This is a genomic window from Betaproteobacteria bacterium (assembly GCA_016709965.1).
GTDB lineage: Bacteria > Pseudomonadota > Gammaproteobacteria > Burkholderiales > Rhodocyclaceae > Azonexus > Azonexus amarohabitans.
Genome location: JADJLT010000001.1, coordinates 2,214,953 through 2,234,625 on the forward strand (window position 1 = coordinate 2,214,953; position 19,673 = coordinate 2,234,625).

Sequence of the window (19,673 nt, forward strand, 5' to 3'; positions counted from 1 at the left end):
CTTTTTTGCGCTGGATCAAACGGCTATCGCAGCAAACGCGCTGCCGGCTTCGACAGTCATGGCCGATCATGTGAAAATGAGGGTTGCCTAACCCGATAAGATTCTGTCCAACATGAATATCGTTATTCTCGCTGCCGGCCAAGGCAAGCGCATGCACTCCAATCTACCCAAGGTGCTGCACCCGATCGCCGGCAAGGCGCTGGCACAGCATGTTATCGACACCGCTCGCCTGCTATCACCGGAAAAATTGATTGTGGTTTACGGGCACGGCGGCGAGGTGGTGCGCTCGACGCTTGCTGCCAGCGATATTCTGTGGGCTGAACAAGCACAACAACTGGGTACGGGCCATGCCGTTGCCCAAGCCATATCGCAGCTTGGCGCCGCAGCCCAGACGCTGGTGCTCTATGGCGATGTGCCGCTGACTTCGCTAGGGACCTTGAAGCGCCTGTTGCAGGCCGGGAAGGATGGCCTGTCCATTCTCACCGTTGACCTTGCCAACCCGGCCGGCTACGGTCGTATCGTGCGGGATGCTGCCGGTAACGTTTCAAGCATTGTCGAAGAAAAGGATGCAATACCGGAACAGAAGGCGATCGGCGAAGTAAATACCGGCATCATGGTCATGCCGACGGCGCGACTGGCCGAATGGCTGGGCAATCTGAAAAACAACAACGCCCAGGGCGAGTACTACCTGACCGACATCGTTGCCTTGGCCGTGGCTGAAGGCATGCCAGTGCGTACGGCACAGCCCGAGGGTGAATGGGAAGTGCTCGGGGTGAACAGCAAGGTGCAGCTCGCTGAACTTGAACGCCAGCACCAGCGCAACCTCGCTGATCAACTGCTGGTTTCCGGTGTCAGACTGGCGGATCCGGCCCGCATCGATATTCGCGGTAAGTTGGCGCATGGTCGTGATGTGGCCATCGATGTTGGCTGCGTCTTCGAAGGGGATGTGGAACTGGCCGATGCGGTCGAGGTTGGCCCGTACTGTGTACTGAAGAACGTCAAGGTTGGGGCTGGTACGCGCATTGCCGCGTTTTGCCATTTTGAGGATGCGGTTATCGGTCCCGATGGCGTGCTTGGCCCCTACGCGCGCTTGCGGCCGGGGACAGAACTAGGCCCGGAAGTCCATATCGGCAATTTTGTCGAAGTAAAAAATACGAAAATCGCCGCACAGTCCAAGGCCAATCATCTGGCCTACATTGGTGACGCCGAAATCGGTCAGCGGGTGAATGTTGGCGCCGGTACGATCACCTGCAACTATGATGGCGCAAACAAGCACAAGACCATCATCGAGGACGATGTATTCATCGGCTCGGATACGCAATTGATTGCGCCGGTGACCGTTGGTCGTGGCGCAACACTGGGGGCTGGAACCACGCTCACCAAAAATGCACCGCCGGATGCGCTTACCGTATCGCGAGCCAAACAGATGACGCTGCCCGGTTGGGAACGTCCGCAAAAGGTCAAGAAATAATGGACTGGGGCTTCACTGCGTTCGCCGTTGGTTCGACCTTGTCGCTGGCGGGTGGCGGATTGCTATTGCTCATTGGCTACATTGGAACCCTGCCGGCCGCTTTCAGCTTTGGCTGGAAGACTGGCTTGCCGGTATTGCTGTTTCCAGTTGTCGGCCCCGTATGGTTCGCGCTGAAGCGTGGTCCGGAATTTAGGCGTCCAGCGATCCAGTTGATTGTCGGCTTCGTGCTGGTTGCTATCGCCAGTGGCCTGATCATAGGGTTGGGCCCCCAGTTCGCCAACAAGATCGTTGCTGAAATGATCGAGGCAGAAAAGGCCCGTTGATTCACCGCTAATTTATTGCTCAGGGAGAATAAGATGTCAAAGTACACCACCGAGGCGCTTCGTTCCGTTGCACTGGTCGGCCATGGTGCGGTCGGCAAGACCAGCCTTGCCGAAGCGCTGCTTTTTGCGACCGGCACGATTTCAGCGAAGGGTAGCGTTGAGAAGGGCAATACGGTTGCCGATTTCGACGCTCAGGAAAAGGAGGCGGGGCATTCTCTGACTTCCGCGGTGATGAATTTTGCTTATGACGACACCCGCGTTCACCTGATCGACACCCCGGGTTATCCGGACTTTTCCGGGCAAGCCATAGCGGCGCTGGCCGGTGTGGATACTGCGCTGATTGTCGTTAATGCGCAGACCGGCGTTGAGCTGATGACTGAGCGCATGATGCGCTATGCTGCCGAACGCAAACTGTGCCGGATGATCGTGATTAACAAGATTGATGCCGACAACCTTGATCTACCCGGTTTGGTCGCCGACATTCGCGAACGTTTTGGCAAGCAGTGCATGCTGCTTGACCTGCCGGTGCATGGCGCGGCAGAGGTGGTCGAAGTGCTTGAGCACGCTGCCGGTGACGCTGATTTTGAGTCCGTGGCCGAGGCCCATCGCGCGCTGATTGATCAGATCGTCGAAGAAGACGAAGATTTGCTCGCACAGTATCTTGAAGACGGTGCCGATCCGAGCGCTTTCGCTCTCCATGCACCGTTCGAGAAGGCGTTGCGCGAAGGTCACCTGATTCCCATCCTGTTTACCTCGGCTAAAACCGGTGCCGGCATCAAGGAACTGCTGCATGTGCTCGCCTCGTTGGCGCCGAATCCGGCGGAAGGCAATCCTCCGCCCTTCTACAAGGGCGAGCCGGGTGATGTGACCGAGCCTTTCCAGGCGCTGCCGGATGCGGACAAGCATGTGCTGGCCCACGTGTTCAAGGTGGTTGCCGATCCCTACATGGGCAAGATTGGTGTTTTCCGCGTTCATCAGGGCACCATGAAGAAGGACATGCAGCTCTTTGTCGGCGATAGCAAGCGCCCGGTAAAAGTCGGGCATCTCTACCTTCTGCAGGGCAAGGACAGTGTTGAGGTGGACGAGCTGCTGCCGGGAGATATCGGTGCCATCGCCAAGGTCGATGACATCGATTTTGACTGCGTATTGCACGACTCACATGACGAAGATCACATTCATCTCGTTCCCCTCGAATTCCCGAAGCCGATGGCCGGCTTGGCTGTCGAAACGAAGAAGAAAGGCGACGAGCAGCGTCTGTTCGACATTCTTGGCAAGCTGGCGATGGAAGACCCGACCTTTATCGTCGAGCGTCACCCGACCAGCAACGAAACTGTCGTGCGCGGCCTGGGTGAAATTCACCTGAAGGCCAAGCTGGCGCGCATGGCCGGGCAGTACAAGCTGGAAGTAGACACCCAGCCGCCGCGCATTCCTTATTGCGAAACGATCACCGGCTCAGCCGAGGCCATGTATCGCCACAAGAAGCAGTCGGGCGGGGCCGGGCAGTTCGGCGAAGTCCATTTGCGCATTGAGCCGAAAGGCCGTGGTGAAGGCTTCGAGTTTGTCGATGCCGTCAAGGGCGGCGTCATTCCCGGGGTATTCATGGCGGCCGTGGAAAAGGGCATTCGTCAGGGCTTGGAAGGTGGCGTGGTCGCAGGTTACGCTGTTGACGACCTGAAAGTCACCGTATTCGATGGCAAGACTCACGCTGTGGACGGCAAGGAAGTGGCCTTCACGACCGCCGGCCGCAAGGCGGTGATAGAAGCGATTCGTGGCGCCAAGCCCATCGTGCTGGAACCGATCGTCAGCATCGAGATCGTGGTGCCGGAAACCGCGATTGGTGATCTGACCGGCGACCTCTCCGGACGGCGCGGTCATATTACCGGCACCGATGGTCGTGGGCGCGGCATGGCGGCGATCACCGGCGAAGTACCGCTGGCTGAACTGAATGACTACCAGTCGCGGCTCAAGTCGTTGACCGGTGGCCAGGGCAGCTACACCATCGAGTTTGCGCGCTACGCTGCTGTACCGGGCAATATTCAGCAGCAACTGGCCAGCAAATTCCAGCTGCACGACGAAGACGAGTGATTTTCAGGCCGCGGAAGGCACTTCCGCGGTCAACCGGAAAAAAGGGCTGATTTTCAAAAGCCCTTTTTCAAGCGAATGCTTGCCGGTGGGGTTTGTTAATGAATCCTGGCGTTGCCAAACGCCAGTTGGATGCCGGCAAGTACCCGTTCCAGTTCTTCATCAAAACGATCAAGGCAGTCTGCAACATCAGAGCTATTCGCTCGAATCGCCTGCTCAAGTGCTGCCGCCCGAACGGCCAGTTCCTTGGCGCTGACCATGCCCCCGGTACCCTTGATGCTGTGGGCGCGACGCGTCGCCCCGTCGGTGTCGCCGGTGGCCAGTGCCTCGCGGATGCGTTCTGTCTCACCTACAAACCGAGATTCGAAATCGAGCAGAATTTTTTCGAAAAGAGGCTTCCGGTTGAGCATGCGGCGGAGCCCATCGTCGACATCGATGCCCGGGATATCGGGGAACTTCGCACTTGTGGCGATCTCTATGGGCTCCGGTTTGGACGCTCTGGTAATTGGCGTTTTCGGCCGCCAACGCTGGATGGCGGCGAGCAATAACTGAGGATCGATCGGTTTCGTCAGGAAATCATTCATTCCCGCAGCAATCGCTCGTTGTCGCTCTTCTTCGAGGGCGTGAGCCGTCAGGGCGATGATCGGAATGTCATTGCGGATCTGGCCATTCCGGATGCGACGGGTTGCTTCCAGGCCATCCATGGTCGGCATCTGGATATCCATGAGGATGAGATCGATTTTTTGGCCAGTTTCGGCAAGCTGTTGAATGGCCTTGGCACCATCGCCCGCCATGACGACTGATGCACCGAGGGATTCAAGCAAATCACGCATGATCAGTTGATTGGTTGGAACATCCTCCGCCACAAGGATATGTAGCCCATCCAATGCTGTTGTCGTTCCCGTCGGCAAAACATTGCTCAATGCGACCTTGCCTTGCAATTCCCCAAGGACATCAGTCAGGCGGGCTGCCGTCACTGGCTTCTCGATCACTTGGTCAAAGTCTTCCAGAGCATCGCGATAGCACGCTGCATGCACATCGGCGCCGGTGACCATGACCAGCTTTGTGGTTTGGTGCCATTCAGCGCGAATTCGGCGGGCTAGTGCCAGTCCGTCCATATTTGGCATGTTCAGATCTATCATGATGCAATCAAAAGGCATGATCGTTGCCCCGTGCAACTCGATTAGCGCTGCCTCGCCTGAGTCAGCAGTACGGACGGCACAGCCGTTGTTGATCAGCAATTGCTCAAGTACTTTTCTCGCCAAAGCATTGTCATCAACGACTAAAACGCGATAGCCGGGTTTGGTTAGCAATTTGGTTGGAGAATTGTCGACGCCGACCCAGACCGTAAAGCCAAATGTCGAGCCGCCTTCCGGCTGGCTATAAGCGGTAATCGTTCCGCCCATCATCTCGATCAGTCGCTTGCAGATCACCAACCCCAAGCCAGTGCCACCAAATTTTCGGGTGACTGAACTGTCCGCTTGCGAAAATGCCCGGAAAAGATTGCTCAATTGCTCCTTGGAGATGCCGATTCCAGTGTCAACAATCCGGATGGACAGCTTGAAGCGTTCACCAGTCGGCGGCTCTGCGTCGACGTGGACGGTAATTGATCCTTCGGCGGTAAACTTGATCGCATTACCGACCAGGTTGATCAGGATTTGCGACAGGCGCAAGGCGTCTCCGCGGAGCGTCTGAGGGGTGTTGGCTGCGACGACGTATTGGAGGACAAGGCCTTTTTCCTGGACCCGATTGCGGAGCAGATTTGATAGATTATCGAGAACGTCATCGAGTCGAAATGGTGCCTCCTCAAGCAGCATCCGACCTGCATCAATCTTTGAAAAATCAAGAATGTCGTTGACGATTGCCAGTAATAACTTGCCTGCACTATCGATGCGTTGGACATACTCGGTCTCACGGTGCCCGAGCGTACTTTGTTGCAATAGATAAGCGAGACCGATCACGGCATTCAGCGGTGTCCGGATTTCATGGCTCATGTTGGCGAGGAATTCGGCGCGAGCACGCGATAGACTCTCCGCTTCATGACGCGCATGCTCTCGCAAGACAGCCAGTGTGCGCTCACGCTCGCTTTCGAAAGCCAGTCGGTTGCGCAGGGATTCCAGTCCCTGAAAAACCTGCGAAATTTCATCGCTGCCGCGTATGTCCAAAGGTGTATTGAAGCGTCCGTCTGCCATGGCCTGAAAAGTCGGCAACACCGCCGTGTTCAGAGGTTTCAGCACCAGCTTCCTGAGCAATATCAAGGTGATGAGGAAAATCGCCATAGCCATTGCGATGCCTCCTGCAACCGCCAATGCGACGATTCGATGCGGTAGCGCCGTGAACTCGTCAATCGGGACGCTTCCGGCGATGATCCATCGGGGATCTTCGAGCGATTCGAAAATTACCAATTTCATGCGCTCAACCGTTTCACCGGCTTCAGCATTTTTCCAGGCGTAGTAAATTTCTCCGTTGTGCAGACTCGCCATCTCGGCAATAAGGCCACGTCCGCCACGTTCCTGCGCATCGGATAAAATCTGGCCTTCGCGATAAGGGTGCAGGATCATCCTTCCGAAATTCGGGCCAGGTGTGCCATCAGCAATGTAGTAATAACCGGTTTCGCCAATTTTCATCGTGCGGATTTGTGTTTTCAGTGTCGCCAGTTGATCGGCCATGTCGATGCCTATGACGCTGATTCCGATCACCGCGCCCGATGCAGAGAATATCGGTGTGTAACTGGTCTGGTATTGGCGGTCGAAAACGCGTGCCGGGCCGACATAGCTTTTTCCGGCGAGTAATTGGGCGTGAGCCGGATGATCCAGGGCGAGCATTGTCCCGATGGCTGAACCGCCGCTTTCATTGACTGCCGTCGTCAAGATTCGCTTGAACCCGTTCGGTGTCAGCACAAAGATGGTAGCAGCACCATGTAAGTCGCGCATAAAGGGGTCGATGGAATTATGCCGGTTGCTGACATCCTGTCCGCTCAGTGCATTGAGCGCCGCCAGGCTCGCCGTTTTCTCACCGCCCATGGCTTCATACACCCGTTTAGACAGGGTTTTTGAATACTCGACCGCTTCGATGTTGGCACTCTCGACACGCGCAGCTACAGCTGCGCGCAACAGGCTGACGTCATGGCGAAGTTGCTGGTGGGCACTGGCATTCAGTGCCTGGGTAACATGCTCTGCCAGAAAGTAGGCGGCGGCACCCAGCACAACGATGGCGGCAATGAGTGAGGAGAAGATGATCTTGGTGGTCAGTCCTGCATTTCTGTATTTTTGCCGCAACTTGTCGGCCAGATTGTTCGAAGTCAGGACACCATGCTTGAACGAAAGTGCGAGCGAGGGGGCGGCGCGCATTGCCGCATAGGATTGCTCAGCCTGCTGAATTTGGGCTCGACTGGCCTTCCGTCGCATCGACATATAACCTGCGATGACGCCGTTTTCAAAAATTGGTGAAACATGGGCCTCAACCCAGTAGGAATCGCCGTTTTTACAGCGGTTCTTGATCACACCAACCCAAGGTCGGCCGCCCTTGAGGTCCCGCCACAAATCGGTAAAGACGGCGCTGGGCATGTCCGGATGACGGACTATGTTGTGCGGATGCCCGAGTAACTCGTCCTCGGAGAAGCCACTGATGGCGGTAAATTGATCATTGACGAAAACGATTCGGCCTTGAACGTCGCTCCGGGAGATGATGATTTGGTCATCACGGATTTCGATTTCATGGCCGTTTGTAAAACCGTTATCGCGCATTGTCCCTGTGCCTGAGAATTCGATCGGCTGACGTCGTATCGCTCGCAGGCAGATTACGTAGTCGTTGGGGTGGGCTTGGCGCAATCCCGGGGACGCCAAGTATCACTTAAGACATAATATCACCATATATATCAAATATTAAAAATCCGTGCTTTTTTCAAAGCCATCCAGAGTTTTTCGATGTTCGATATCGGTCCTGTCAGACCAGTTTACTGTAGCCAGAAAAAGGTAGCCGGCACCATACACGGTCTTGATAAAAGCCGGGCTTTGCGGATCGGGTTCCAGCTTGCGGCGCAGGCGTGAGATGCGGACATCGATGGCGCGGTCATTCGGGGCAAGGTCACGGGTACCCATCAGTTTTTCACGCTGAAGGATACGGTTCGGGTTACTGACGAATACTTTCAGCAGCTCGGTTTCGGCCATGCTCAGTGCGTGCTCGGCGCCGTTCGGGGAGGTGAGGGTGTTGTTGCCCAGATTGAATTGCCAGCCTGCAAACTCCGCGATCTGGCGATTCGGTGCTTCGTTGCCCTCGCGCCGGCGCAGGATGCTTCGGACGCGGGCAACCAGTTCGCGTGGCTCGAAAGGCTTCAGTACGTAATCGTCAGCCCCAAGCTCTAGGCCCATGACGCGGTCGCTGACATGGGCACGTCCGGTCAGGATGAGAATACCGCAACTGGATTGGGCGCGAACACGTTGCATGGCTTCAAGGCCATCCATGTCGGGCAACCCGAGATCGATGATGCAGAGATCGGGGGCCAGTGTACGAAGGCGGCGCAGCAGGTCGGTGCCGCTACGGCACCAGACCGTACGAAATCCGAAATCAGCCAGGACCTGTTCAATGATTTTGGCGACATCAGGATCATCTTCGACGATGGCGACCAGGTGTGCGGGTTCAATATCTCTCATGAATTGCCTTTGTGTGCGCGTTGCAGGGCGCGGGCCAGATCCTGGCGGACGAATGGTTTTGCCAGTACCGGCAACACGTGGGTGCTTTCTGCTTCGGTTTCATCGGCGTAGCCGCTCATCAAGACGAAGCGCATCTCTGGCCGCTCGGCCAGCACGCGGTCGGCCAACTGCCGCCCATTGATGCTGCCGGGCATTATGACGTCGCTGACGACGATGGCGATATCTGCAATGTACTCGATCATTTCCAGTGCCTGCATCCCGTTCTCCGCCTCAATCACCGGGTAGCCGAGATCGATCAGTTGCTGGCGGACGACGCGGCGCACATTCGGCTCATCTTCGACCAGCAATACGAGTTCGCTACGATGGGGCAGGACCGCTTCTTCGCCGGGCTCGTCGGCTTCCGGCTCCGGTGCAGCCAGCGGCAGGACCATCAGAACCGTGGTGCCCTGATCCAGTTGGCTCTGGATCGAGATGCCGCCGCCCGATTGTTTGGCAAAGCCGTAGGCCATGGCTAGCCCCAGACCGCTGCCCAGACCCAGCCGTTTGGTCGTAAAAAAAGGTTCGCAGGCTCGGGAGAGGGTGTCGGCGTTCATGCCTGTACCGTTGTCGGCGACTTCAATCAGGGCGTAAAACCCGGGAGAAACGTCGAAAGCGGCGGCGTCGGCTGACAGTTCAACGGGACGTGCCGCGATGTGCAGGCGGCCGCCTTGCGGCATGGCATCGCGCGCATTCAGTGCGAAGTTGAGCAGGGCACTTTCGAGCTGCCCGGGGTCGACCAGCGCATGCACCGAAGCGCCGGCCAGATCGGTCGATACCGCAATTGACTCGGGCAGCGAGCGGCGTACGAGTTTGGTCAGACTGCCGATCAATTGGCCGATATCGACCGCTTGTGGCTCCAGCGGCTGTTGGCGCGAAAAGGTAAGCAGTCGCTTGATCAGTTGCACGCCGCGTCGCGCTGATTGCAGGGCGGGGTCTACGAATTCGTTGACCCCGGGATCGTCCGGGCGGTGATCCTGCAAGGCGGCAAGGTTTCCGATAATGACGGTCAGCAAGTTGTTAAAATCGTGGGCCAGGCCACCGGTCAGCTGCCCGATAGCCTCCATTTTCTGAGCCTGGATCAGTGCTGCCTGCATTCTTTTTTGCTCGGTGATCTCGTACGAAAACACGAAAAATCCAAGAACGTTCCCATCTGCCGTCACTTCCGGTACCAGCGTGCTGCGGGCGAACAAGGTCTGTCCCTGACGTTCCATCTGGTACTCATAGGTGACTTGCTGACCGCCCAGGGCTCGACGCACCGGGTCGCGTACCTGGCTATAGACATGCGGGCCGATGACGTCGCGTACTGCCCGCCCAGTGACAGCGTCTTCCGGGTGGCCATACCAGTCGGAGTAGCCTTTGTTGGCGTATTGGTAGACTTCGTTCTGGTCCACGTAGCCGATCAGGATGGGAATGGTGTTATTGATCAGGCGCAGGCGTTCTTCACTGCGCCGCAGGGCGCCGGCGATGCGTTCATTTTCCTCGCTGGCCAGCCGCAGGTTGGCATTGGCATTTTCGAGCTGAGCGGTTCGACGGCGCACGCGCTCTTCGAGCTGGATATTCTGGTGCTCGGTCAGGTGCTCGATGTAACGTTGTTCAGTGACATCGCTGTACAGCGTGACGAAGCCCTTGTGCGGCAGCGGTTCGCCGCGCAGGAGCAAAACCCGGCCGTTCGGCCGTTGCCGTTCCGTGACGTGGGGCGCAAAGTTTTTAGCCGCTGCGACACGCTCGGCAACCTGCATTTCGACGTCACCCGGGCCGTATTCGCCGCGCATCGCGTTATGGCGAATGAAGCTGGCAAACGGGGCGCCGATGTAGGCCAGTTCTTCGGGAAACTCGAGCAATACGAGGAACGTCCTGTTCCACGCCACCAATCGTAATTCGGCATCGAAGACGGTAATTCCCTGGTCGAGCAAATCCAGTCCGGCCTGCAACATTTCCGGGCGCGGCATGAGATCGGACGAGGAATTGATCTGAAGCATGCGCCGATTCTAGTGCAGGCTTCAACGGGCAATCTACAATGTAACGATTCGTTACATTCTGCCAATACTTGCGCAAGAGTGTTTTGCGATTCTAGCAACAAATAAAAAACCTTGCCCCAACGAGAACAGCACTCGGCAAGAAAACATGAGGAGATAAACTGTGGTGAACCCGTATTCCGTCGGGCTGGAACAAAATCCGGCCAACTTTGTTTCGTTGTCCCCGCTCAGCTTTCTTGAGCGTTCGGCCTTCGTTTACCCGAAACGTATTTCGGTGATTCAGGGCTCGCGCCAGTATAACCTGGAAGGAAAGCTACGACCGTAGCCGCCAACTCGCCTCCGCCCTGAAAAATCGCGGCATCACCAAGGGCGACACCGTTGCCGTCATGCTGCCCAATACGGCATCAATGTTCGAGTGCCATTTCGGTGTGCCGATGATCGGCGCCGTACTCAATACGCTGAACACCCGCCTCGACGCTGAAGCCATTGCCTTCATGCTGGCCCATGGCGAAGCCAAGGTGCTGATTACCGATCCCGAGTTTACCAAGGTGGTCAAGGCCGCGCTGGCGCTGCTCGAAGGGCCGAAGCCGCTGGTGATCGACAGCCTTGATCCGGATTACACCGAAGGCGAAGCGCTCGGTGAGAAGGATTACGAAGCATTCCTGAATGAAGGCGAACCGGACTTTGCCTGGCAACTGCCCGAAAACGAGTGGGATGCCATCGCGCTGAACTATACGTCCGGCACCACCGGCAATCCGAAGGGCGTTGCTACCACCATCGTGGCGCCTACCTGAATTCGTCCTCCAATATTATTTCCTGGGGCATGCAGCCGCATTCGGTCTACCTCTGGACACTGCCGATGTTCCATTGCAATGGCTGGTGTTTCCCGTGGACGCTGGCCGCCAATACCGGCACCAGCGTGTGCCTGCGCAAAGTTGACCCGGCGCTGATCTTCGGTTTGATCAAGGAGCACAAGGTCAGCCATATGTGCGGCGCGCCGATTGTGTACGGCATGATGATCAATGCCCCGGCCGCCCTTAAGGAAGGTATCGAGCATCAGGTAAACGGCCTGATTGCCGGTGCCGCACCACCCGCCGCCATCATCGAAGGTTGCGAGACCATGGGTTTCAATATCACCCACGTCTATGGCCTGACCGAAACCTACGGCCCGGCGTCCGTTTGTGCCAAGCACCCGGAATGGGACAAGTTGCCGATTGACCTGCGCGCTGCCCGCAACGGTCGCCAGGGCGTCCGTTACCACATGCAGGAAGCGATTGCCGTGCTCGATCCGGTCTCCATGGATCCGGTGCCATGGGATGGCGAGACGATGGGTGAAATCATGTTCCGCGGCAATCTCGTCATGAAGGGCTACCTGAAAAACGAGAAGGCGACTGAAGAGGCATTCGCTGGTGGTTGGTTCCATACCGGCGACCTGGCAGTCGTGCATAGCGATGGTTACGTCAAGATCAAGGATCGCTCCAAGGACGTCATTATCTCCGGTGGCGAAAATATTTCTTCGCTGGAAGTCGAAGACGTGCTTTATCGCCATCCGGCAGTCATTGCTGCTGCGGTTGTGGCCAAGCCCGACGAGAAGTGGGGCGAGGTGCCGGCAGCTTTCATCGAGCTCAAGGTCGATGCCAAGTGCACCGAAGCCGAGATCATCGAGCATTGCCGTGCGCATCTGGCACGTTTCAAGGTGCCGAAAACCGTGGTATTTGGTGAGTTGCCGAAGACATCAACCGGCAAGATCCAGAAATACGTTCTGCGCCAGCACGCCAACTCGGCGCTAGCTATCGAGTAATCCGTGCCCCCTGTCACCTGATGCCGGTCGACAGGGGCTTTTTGTCCGGAAAAGGAATATCCCATGAAGATTCTTGTCCCAGTAAAACGGGTAGTAGATTACAACGTCAAGGTGCGAGTGAAGGCAGACGGCACGGGCGTTGACCTGGCCAACGTCAAGATGAGCATGAACCCCTTTGACGAAATTGCCATTGAAGAAGCCGTGCGGCTCAAAGAAGCCGGCATCGCCACCGAAGTCATTGCCGTCAGCTGCGGCGTTGCTGCCTGCCAGGAAACCCTGCGCACCGCCATGGCCATTGGTGCCGACCGCGGCATCCTCGTCGAAACCGACGTCGACCTCCAGCCGCTCGCTGTTGCCAAGCTCCTCAAAGCCCTCTGCGCCAAGGAACAACCCCAACTCGTCATCTGCGGCAAACAAGCCATCGACGACGACGCCAACCAGACCGGCCAGATGCTCGCCGCCCTGCAAAACTGGCCGCAAGCCACCTTCGCCTCCAAAGTCGTCATCGCCAACGGCAAAGCAGCCGTCACCCGCGAAATCGACGGCGGCCTCGAAACCCTCGAGATCAGTCTGCCGGCTGTCGTCTCCACCGACCTGCGCCTCAACGAGCCGCGCTACGCCACGCTCCCCAACATCATGAAAGCCAAGAAAAAGCCGCTCGACACCGTCAAGCCGGCCGACCTTGGTGTTGACGTCACCCCGCGCCTGACCACCCTCAAAGTTGCCGAACCCGCCAAGCGCAGTGCCGGCATCCGCGTGGCCGACGTCGCCGAACTCGTCAACAAACTCAAGAACGAAGCCAAGGTGATCTGATCATGACTATTCTTGTAATCGCCGAACACGACCACCAGTCCCTCAAGGCCGCCACCCTCAACACCGTCGCCGCGGCTCAAAAGATCGGTGGCGAAGTGCATGTCCTCGTCGCCGGCAGCAACTGCAGCGCCGCCGCCCAGGATGCCGCCACCCTCAATGGGGTCAGCCTCGTCAAAGTTGCCGACGCTGCCCACTACCAAAGCCAGACCGCCGAGAACCTGACCGCCCTGGTCATTGCCAACGCCGTCGGCTACAGCCACATCCTCGCCCCGGCTACCACCTTCGGCAAGAATCTGCTGCCGCGCGTCGCCGCCTTGCTCGATGTCGCCCAGATCTCCGAAATCACCGGCGTCGACAGCCCGGACACCTTCGTCCGTCCGATCTACGCCGGCAATGCCCTGGCCACCGTGCAGAGCGCCGACAAAGTCAAAGTTATCACCGTCCGCACCACCGCCTTTGATGCGGTCAACCGGGAAAATGCCGCAAAAATCGAAAGCATCAGCCCAGCCAACGACACCGCCCAAAGCACCCTGACCAACCGCGAACTGACCAAGTCCGAACGTCCCGAACTCGGGGCCGCCAAGATCATCGTCTCCGGTGGCCGTGGTCTGGGCAGTGGCGAGAACTACCACACCCTGCTCGAACCGCTCGCCGACAAGCTTGGTGCTGCGCTCGGTGCCAGCCGTGCCGCCGTCGATGCCGGCTTCGTCCCGAACGATTACCAGGTCGGCCAGACCGGCAAGATCGTTGCCCCGCAGCTTTACATCGCGGTCGGTATCTCGGGCGCCATCCAGCATCTGGCTGGCATGAAGGAGTCGAAGGTCATCGTCGCCATCAACAAGGATCCGGATGCACCGATCTTTCAGGTGGCGGATTACGGGCTCGTGGCTGATCTGTTTGAAACCATTCCGGCCCTCGTTGCAGCCGTCTAAACAAACAATTCGCAAGAAACACGGAGAGAAACCCATGAGCACCTATATCGCCCCGATTCGCGACATGCAGTTCGTCCTCAACGAAGTGGCCGGCCTCGAAGAAATCTGCGCCCTGCCCGGTAACGAGGAATGTTCCGTCGATCTCGTCGAGTCCATTCTTGACGAAGCCAGCAAGTTCGCCACCGGCGTCCTTGACCCGATCAACAAGGTGGGCGACCAGATCGGTCACGTCTGCAAGGACGGCGTTGTCACGACGGCGCCCGGCTTCAAGGAAGCCTACAAGCTGTTCGCCGAAACCGGCTGGAACTCCATGCCTTTCGATCCGGAATATGGTGGTCAGGGTTTGCCGGCGGTCGTTTCGATGGCCGTCAATGAAATGTGGAAGGGCGCCAACATGGCCTTCGGCCTGTGCCCGATGCTGACCGGCGGCGCTATCGAAGCTATTGCCCACCACGCTTCCGACGAACTCAAGCAGATCTACCTGCCGAAGATGATCGAAGGCACGTGGACTGGCACCATGAACCTGACCGAGCCGAATGCCGGCTCCGATCTGGCCGCCATTTCCTCCAAGGCCAAAGCGGTCGGCGACGGCAGCTATCTGGTCAGCGGCACCAAGATCTTCATCACCTGGGGCGAACATGACGTCGCCGAGAACATCATTCACCTCGTGCTGGCCCGTCTGCCGGATGCGCCGCCGGGACTGAAGGGCATTTCACTCTTCCTGGTGCCGAAATTCCTGGTCAATGCCGATGGTTCGCTCGGCAAGCGCAACGACCTGATCTGCGCCTCGATCGAACACAAGCTCGGCATCCACGGCAGCCCGACCGCCGTCATGTCCTACGGCGAGAACGAAGGGGCCGTTGGCTACCTGATCGGCGACGAGAACAAGGGCATCGGCTACATGTTCACGATGATGAACCACGCCCGCGTCAATGTCGGCCTCGAAGGCGTCGGCATCGCCGAGCGCGCTTACCAGCACGCGCTGTGGTACGCCCGCGAACGCGTTCAGGGCAAGATCATCGGTGACAACTCAGGCGAAAAGAAGACCATCCTGCATCACCCCGATGTCCGCCGCATGCTGATGGACGTCAAGTCGCGCACCGAAGCCATGCGTACGTTGGCTTACTACTCTGCCGCCAACATCGACCGTGCCCATGCCGGCGATGCGGCTGCCCAATCCCGCGTCGATCTGCTGACGCCGGTCGTCAAGGGCTGGAGTACGGAGCAGGGCGTCGAGCTGTCGTCGACTGCGCTGCAGGTTTTCGGTGGCGTCGGCTTCGTCGAAGAAACGGGTGCCGCCCAGTATTACCGCGATTCGCGCATCACGACCATTTATGAAGGGACGACGGCGATTCAGGCCAACGATCTGGTCGGTCGCAAGCTGGCTCGCGAAAAGGTGCCGGGCGCTGCGATGAAGACGCTGATTGCCGAAATGAGCGCAACGGCTGAAGAAATTGCCGGCGACGCGCAACTGGCAACGATTGCGGTCAACCTGAAAAATGGCATCAATTCCTTGTCGACCGCAGCAGACTGGATTTTGGCCAACTACGACAGCGCCCCGGCTGCCGTTCATGCTGGTTCCGTGCCTTTCCTCAAGCTGACCGGTATCGTCGTTGGCGGCTGGTTGATGGCCAAGTCTGCAGCGATTGCCGTCAAGCACCTTGCCGAAGGAACGACCGACGACTTTTACAAGGCCAAGCTGGCGACAGCGACTTACTTCGCTGCCCACCAGATTCCGTTCGCCGCTGCCTATGCCGCTGAAATCATCGGCGGTAGCGACTCGGTCTTCGCCCTACCTGAAAACCTGTTCTGATCATGACCATGCGCACCGATCGCGATGCGATGGAATACGATGTCGTGATCATCGGCGGCGGCCCGTCCGGGCTGTCGTCGGCGATCCGCATCAAGCAACTGGCTGAAGCCGCCGGCAAGGAAATTTCCGTCTGTCTGTTGGAAAAGGGCTCGGAAATTGGTGCCCATATTTTGTCCGGCGCCGTGCTTGAACCGCACGCACTGGCTGAGCTTTTCCCTGACTGGCAGGAACGCGGCGCGCCGCTCAACACGCCGGCGGGTGAAGATCGCCTGCTGTTCCTGACCGAGAGCGGCTCCTGGAAACTGCCGACGCCGCCGCAAATGGGCAATCACGGCAACTACATCATCAGCCTGGGCAATCTGGCCCGCTGGCTGGGTGAACAGGCTGAAGCCCTGGGTGTTGAGATTTACCCTGGTTTTGCTGCGGCCGAAGTTCTCTATCACGAGGACGGTTCGGTCAAAGGCGTGGCGACTGGCGATCTTGGCATTGGCAAGGAGGGGCAGCAAACCCACAACTTCCAGCCGGGCATGGAGTTGCATGCCAAACAGACGATTTTCGCCGAAGGCTGTCGAGGTTCGCTGACCAAGCAGTTGTTTGCCAAGTTTGACCTGCGTGATGGCGTCGATCCGCAAACCTACGGCATCGGCATCAAGGAGCTGTGGGAAATCGATCCGGCCAAGCACCAGCCGGGGCTGATCGTACACACCGTGGGCTGGCCACTGACTTCCGATACCTACGGTGGCTCCTTCCTTTATCACCTGGAAAACAACCTCGTCGCCATCGGCATGGTCGTCGGTCTGGATTACAAGAATCCCTGGCTGTCGCCCTACGAGGAATTTCAGCGCTACAAGACGCATCCGGCGATCTGCGGTTTCTTTGAAGGTGGCCGCCGCATTTCCTACGGCGCCCGTGCGCTGTCAGAAGGCGGCTATCAGTCCATCCCCAAGCTGACCTTCCCTGGTGGCCTGCTGATCGGTGATACCGCCGGCTTCCTCAACGTGCCGAAGATCAAGGGCACGCATATGGCGATGAAGTCAGGCATGGTTGCCGCCGAAGCGGTTTTCGAACATCTCGGCAAGGAAAACGCCGGCAGCGAAGCAACTGAGTACGCCGAGCAAATCAAGAAAAGCTGGCTGTGGGATGAGTTGTATCAGGTGCGCAACATTCGCCCGGCTTTCAAGTGGGGCTTGTTTGGTGCATTGGCCTATGGCGCCATCGATACCTACGTTTTCAAGGGCAAAGCGCCGTGGACCATGCATCACCACGACGACCACAGCCAGCTTGGGGACAAGAACGACTACGCGAAGATCGCCTATCCGAAAGCAGATGGAAAGATTACTTTCGACCGCCTCTCTTCCGTCTTCCTCTCGGCCACGAACCACGAGGAAAACCAGCGCTGCCATCTGCAATTGAAGGATGAAAGCGTTGCGATCAGCGTCAATTACGCCAAGTACGGTTCGCCAGAAACCCGTTATTGCCCGGCTGGTGTTTATGAAATTCTTGGTGAGGAAGAGGGCAAGCCGCGACTGCAGATCAATGGGCAGAACTGCCTGCATTGCAAAACCTGCGACATCAAGGATCCGACCCAGAACATTAACTGGACGGTTCCGGAAGGTGGCGGTGGACCTAACTATCCAAACATGTAGTTGAAATCGAGTCGATCGGGGTCTTCCCACGGTCGACCGGAAAAAATGCAAAAAACGAGAACAGCACAACCGTATTAACCACGCACGTATCAGGAGGGGTCATGTCACTACCCAGTATTCAGGAAAAAATTCGGGCCAACCCGAAATTTGCCGAATTGGTCGGCAAGCGTACGCGCTTTGCGATCATTCTTTCGCTCGTCGTTCTGGTGCCTTACTACAGCTTCATGCTGCTGGTTTCGCAACAGCCGCAACTTTTCGCCGCCAAGATCAGTGAAGGCAGCGTCATCACCATCGGCTGGCCGATTGCTGCGCTGATCGTTATCGGCAGCTGGCTGCTGACAGGTGTTTACATCAGTCGCGCCAATGGCGAATTCGACCGCCTTACCGAAGAAATGCTCAAGGAGGCTCGTAAATGAAGCGCTCGATCACTGCACTAATTGCTGGCAGCCTGCTCGCTATCTCGTTTGCTGTCTTTGCCGCTGGTGGCGCCATCGAAGGCGTCGAGAAGCAGCCGGTCAACGTCAGCGCCATCGCCATGTTCATGGTTTTCGTGCTTGCTACCCTGGGCATCACCAAGTGGGCGGCTGGCAAGAACAAGTCTACTGCTGACTTCTACACGGCTGGCGGCGGCATTACCGGCTTCCAGAACGGCCTGGCCATCGCTGGCGACTACATGTCGGCTGCGACCCTGCTCGGTCTGACCTCGATGGTCTACTTCAAGGGCTACGACGGTTTCATCTACGCCGTGTGCTTCTTCATCGGCTGGCCGATCATCATGTTCATGATGGCCGAACGCCTGCGCAACCTCGGCAAGTTTACATTTGCCGACATCGCCTCCTATCGTCTCGACCAGAACCGCATCCGCACCTTCGCGGCCATCGGTTCGCTGACCGTGGTCTGCTTCTACCTGATCGTTCAGATGGTTGGTGCCGGCCAGTTGATCCAGCTGCTGTTCGGGCTGGAATACAACACGGCTGTGATCGTCGTCGGCCTCCTGATGATGGTTTACGTGACCTTCGGCGGCATGACCGCAACGACTTGGGTGCAGATCATCAAGGCCTGCCTGCTGCTTGGCGGTGGTATTACCCTGATGCTGCTGACCCTGGCGCAGTTTGACTGGTCGCTGGAAAACCTGTTTACCAAGGCAATCCAGAATCACAAGCTGGGCGAGAAACTGATGGTTCCGGGTTCGCTGATGGCTGATCCGATCTCCGCATTCTCGCTGTCGCTGGGTCTGCTCTTCGGTACTGCCGGCCTGCCGCACATCATGATGCGCTTCTTCACCGTGCCGAACGCCAAGGAAGCACGCAAGTCGGTGTTCTATGCAACCGGCTTCATCGGCCTGTTCTTCATGGTGACCATGATCCTCGGCGCCGGTGCGATCTATATCGTCGGTACCAATCCTGCCTTCTTCGAAGGCGGCCAACTCGGTGGCAAGGTCATCGGCGGCGGCAACATGCCGGTCATGCACCTGGCCAAGGCAGTCGGCGGCGACATCTTCCTCGGCTTCCTGTCGGCAGTTGCCTTCGCCACCATCCTGGCCGTGGTTTCCGGTCTGGCTCTGGCTGGCGCATCGGCCATCTCGCATGACCTGTACGCCCGCGTGATCAAGAAGGGTACGGCAACCAGCCAGCAGGAAATGAAAGTTACCCGTATCGCTTCCGTCGGTCTGGGTATCACCGCCATCCTGCTCGGCATCGCCTTCAAGGACCAGAACGTGCTGTTCCTGGTTGCGCTCGCTTTCGGCGTCGCTTCCTCGGTCAACTTCCCGATGCTGATCCTGTCCATGTACTGGAAGGGTCTGACCACCCGCGGCGCGCTGTGGGGCGGTATTGCCGGTCTGGTTTCGTCGGTCGGCCTGGTTGTCCTGTCGCCGACCGTGTGGGTCAAGATTCTCGGCAACAAGGCTGCCATCTTCCCGTACGACCACCCGGCCATCGTTTCGATGACGCTTGCCTTCTTTGTTACCTGGCTGCTGTCGGTTACCGACAAGAGCGTCCGTGCTGACAAGGAAAAGGAAGCTTTCGAAGAGCAGTACATCCGTGCCCAAACCGGCCTGGGTGCTTCGGGAGCCCACGCTCACTAAGCTCCATATGAAACTCTGCGGGTGAGATATCGGGAGAAC

At 57.8% G+C, this 19,673-nt stretch carries 12 protein-coding genes and 1 pseudogene; 10 read left to right on the plus strand and 3 right to left on the minus strand.

What is annotated here, in order from left to right; genetic code table 11:
- The first annotated feature begins 112 nt into the window (after positions 1-112).
- From glmU to IPJ12_10915, 3 genes are read left to right on the plus strand one after another with little or no spacing between them, the layout of a single operon-like run.
- Positions 113-1,471 carry a bifunctional UDP-N-acetylglucosamine diphosphorylase/glucosamine-1-phosphate N-acetyltransferase GlmU gene (gene glmU, locus IPJ12_10905; GenBank protein ID MBK7647654.1) on the plus strand — a complete coding sequence of 453 codons (1,359 nt, stop codon included), beginning with the start codon at positions 113-115 and terminating at the stop codon, positions 1,469-1,471.
- Positions 1,471-1,794 carry a hypothetical protein gene (locus IPJ12_10910; protein MBK7647655.1) on the plus strand — a complete coding sequence of 108 codons (324 nt, stop codon included), beginning with the start codon at positions 1,471-1,473 and terminating at the stop codon, positions 1,792-1,794. Before glmU ends, IPJ12_10910 begins: the two co-directional genes overlap by 1 nt.
- Positions 1,795-1,827: 33 nt before the next feature.
- Positions 1,828-3,879, plus strand: a complete 2,052-nt coding sequence (locus tag IPJ12_10915; GenBank protein ID MBK7647656.1) for an elongation factor G — start codon at positions 1,828-1,830, stop codon at positions 3,877-3,879.
- A 95-nt stretch (positions 3,880-3,974) separates the two neighbouring features.
- Here the strand turns inward: IPJ12_10915 and IPJ12_10920 are convergent, their stop codons facing one another.
- The 3 genes from IPJ12_10920 to IPJ12_10930 all read right to left on the minus strand — a co-directional run bounded on the left by IPJ12_10920 (position 3,975) and on the right by IPJ12_10930 (position 10,546).
- On the minus strand, positions 3,975-7,622 hold the full coding sequence (locus IPJ12_10920; GenBank protein ID MBK7647657.1) for a Cache 3/Cache 2 fusion domain-containing protein: 3,648 nt from the start codon (positions 7,620-7,622) through the stop codon (positions 3,975-3,977).
- A gap of 138 nt (positions 7,623-7,760) precedes the next feature.
- Positions 7,761-8,528 (minus strand): response regulator transcription factor, encoded by a 768-nt coding sequence (locus IPJ12_10925; GenBank protein MBK7647658.1) that lies wholly within the window; start codon positions 8,526-8,528, stop codon positions 7,761-7,763.
- Entirely contained in the window at positions 8,525-10,546 is a 2,022-nt protein-coding gene (locus IPJ12_10930) for a PAS-domain containing protein (GenBank protein ID MBK7647659.1), read from the minus strand. The genes IPJ12_10925 and IPJ12_10930 overlap by 4 nt, the downstream gene beginning before the upstream one ends.
- Positions 10,547-10,706: 160 nt before the next feature.
- Here IPJ12_10930 and IPJ12_10935 point away from each other — a divergent pair.
- The 7 genes and pseudogenes from IPJ12_10935 to IPJ12_10965 all read left to right on the plus strand — a co-directional run bounded on the left by IPJ12_10935 (position 10,707) and on the right by IPJ12_10965 (position 19,634).
- Positions 10,707-12,344: pseudogene (locus IPJ12_10935) on the plus strand (acyl-CoA synthetase).
- A 63-nt stretch (positions 12,345-12,407) separates the two neighbouring features.
- The gene (locus IPJ12_10940) at positions 12,408-13,157 is read left to right on the plus strand and encodes an electron transfer flavoprotein subunit beta/FixA family protein (GenBank protein MBK7647660.1); all 750 of its coding nucleotides are present in this window, start codon (positions 12,408-12,410) and stop codon (positions 13,155-13,157) included.
- A gap of 2 nt (positions 13,158-13,159) precedes the next feature.
- Positions 13,160-14,089: an electron transfer flavoprotein subunit alpha/FixB family protein gene (locus IPJ12_10945; GenBank protein ID MBK7647661.1), complete on the plus strand. Its 930-nt coding sequence runs from the start codon at positions 13,160-13,162 to the stop codon at positions 14,087-14,089.
- 34 nt (positions 14,090-14,123) lie between these two features.
- Positions 14,124-15,902 carry an acyl-CoA dehydrogenase C-terminal domain-containing protein gene (locus IPJ12_10950; protein ID MBK7647662.1) on the plus strand — a complete coding sequence of 593 codons (1,779 nt, stop codon included), beginning with the start codon at positions 14,124-14,126 and terminating at the stop codon, positions 15,900-15,902.
- 2 nt (positions 15,903-15,904) lie between these two features.
- Positions 15,905-17,548 (plus strand): electron transfer flavoprotein-ubiquinone oxidoreductase, encoded by a 1,644-nt coding sequence (locus IPJ12_10955; protein ID MBK7647663.1) that lies wholly within the window; start codon positions 15,905-15,907, stop codon positions 17,546-17,548.
- 101 nt (positions 17,549-17,649) lie between these two features.
- Complete coding sequence (locus IPJ12_10960; GenBank protein ID MBK7647664.1) at positions 17,650-17,964, plus strand: DUF485 domain-containing protein; 315 nt, start codon at positions 17,650-17,652, stop codon at positions 17,962-17,964.
- The gene (locus IPJ12_10965) at positions 17,961-19,634 is read left to right on the plus strand and encodes a cation acetate symporter (protein MBK7647665.1); all 1,674 of its coding nucleotides are present in this window, start codon (positions 17,961-17,963) and stop codon (positions 19,632-19,634) included. The genes IPJ12_10960 and IPJ12_10965 overlap by 4 nt, the downstream gene beginning before the upstream one ends.
- Positions 19,635-19,673: the final 39 nt, after the last annotated feature.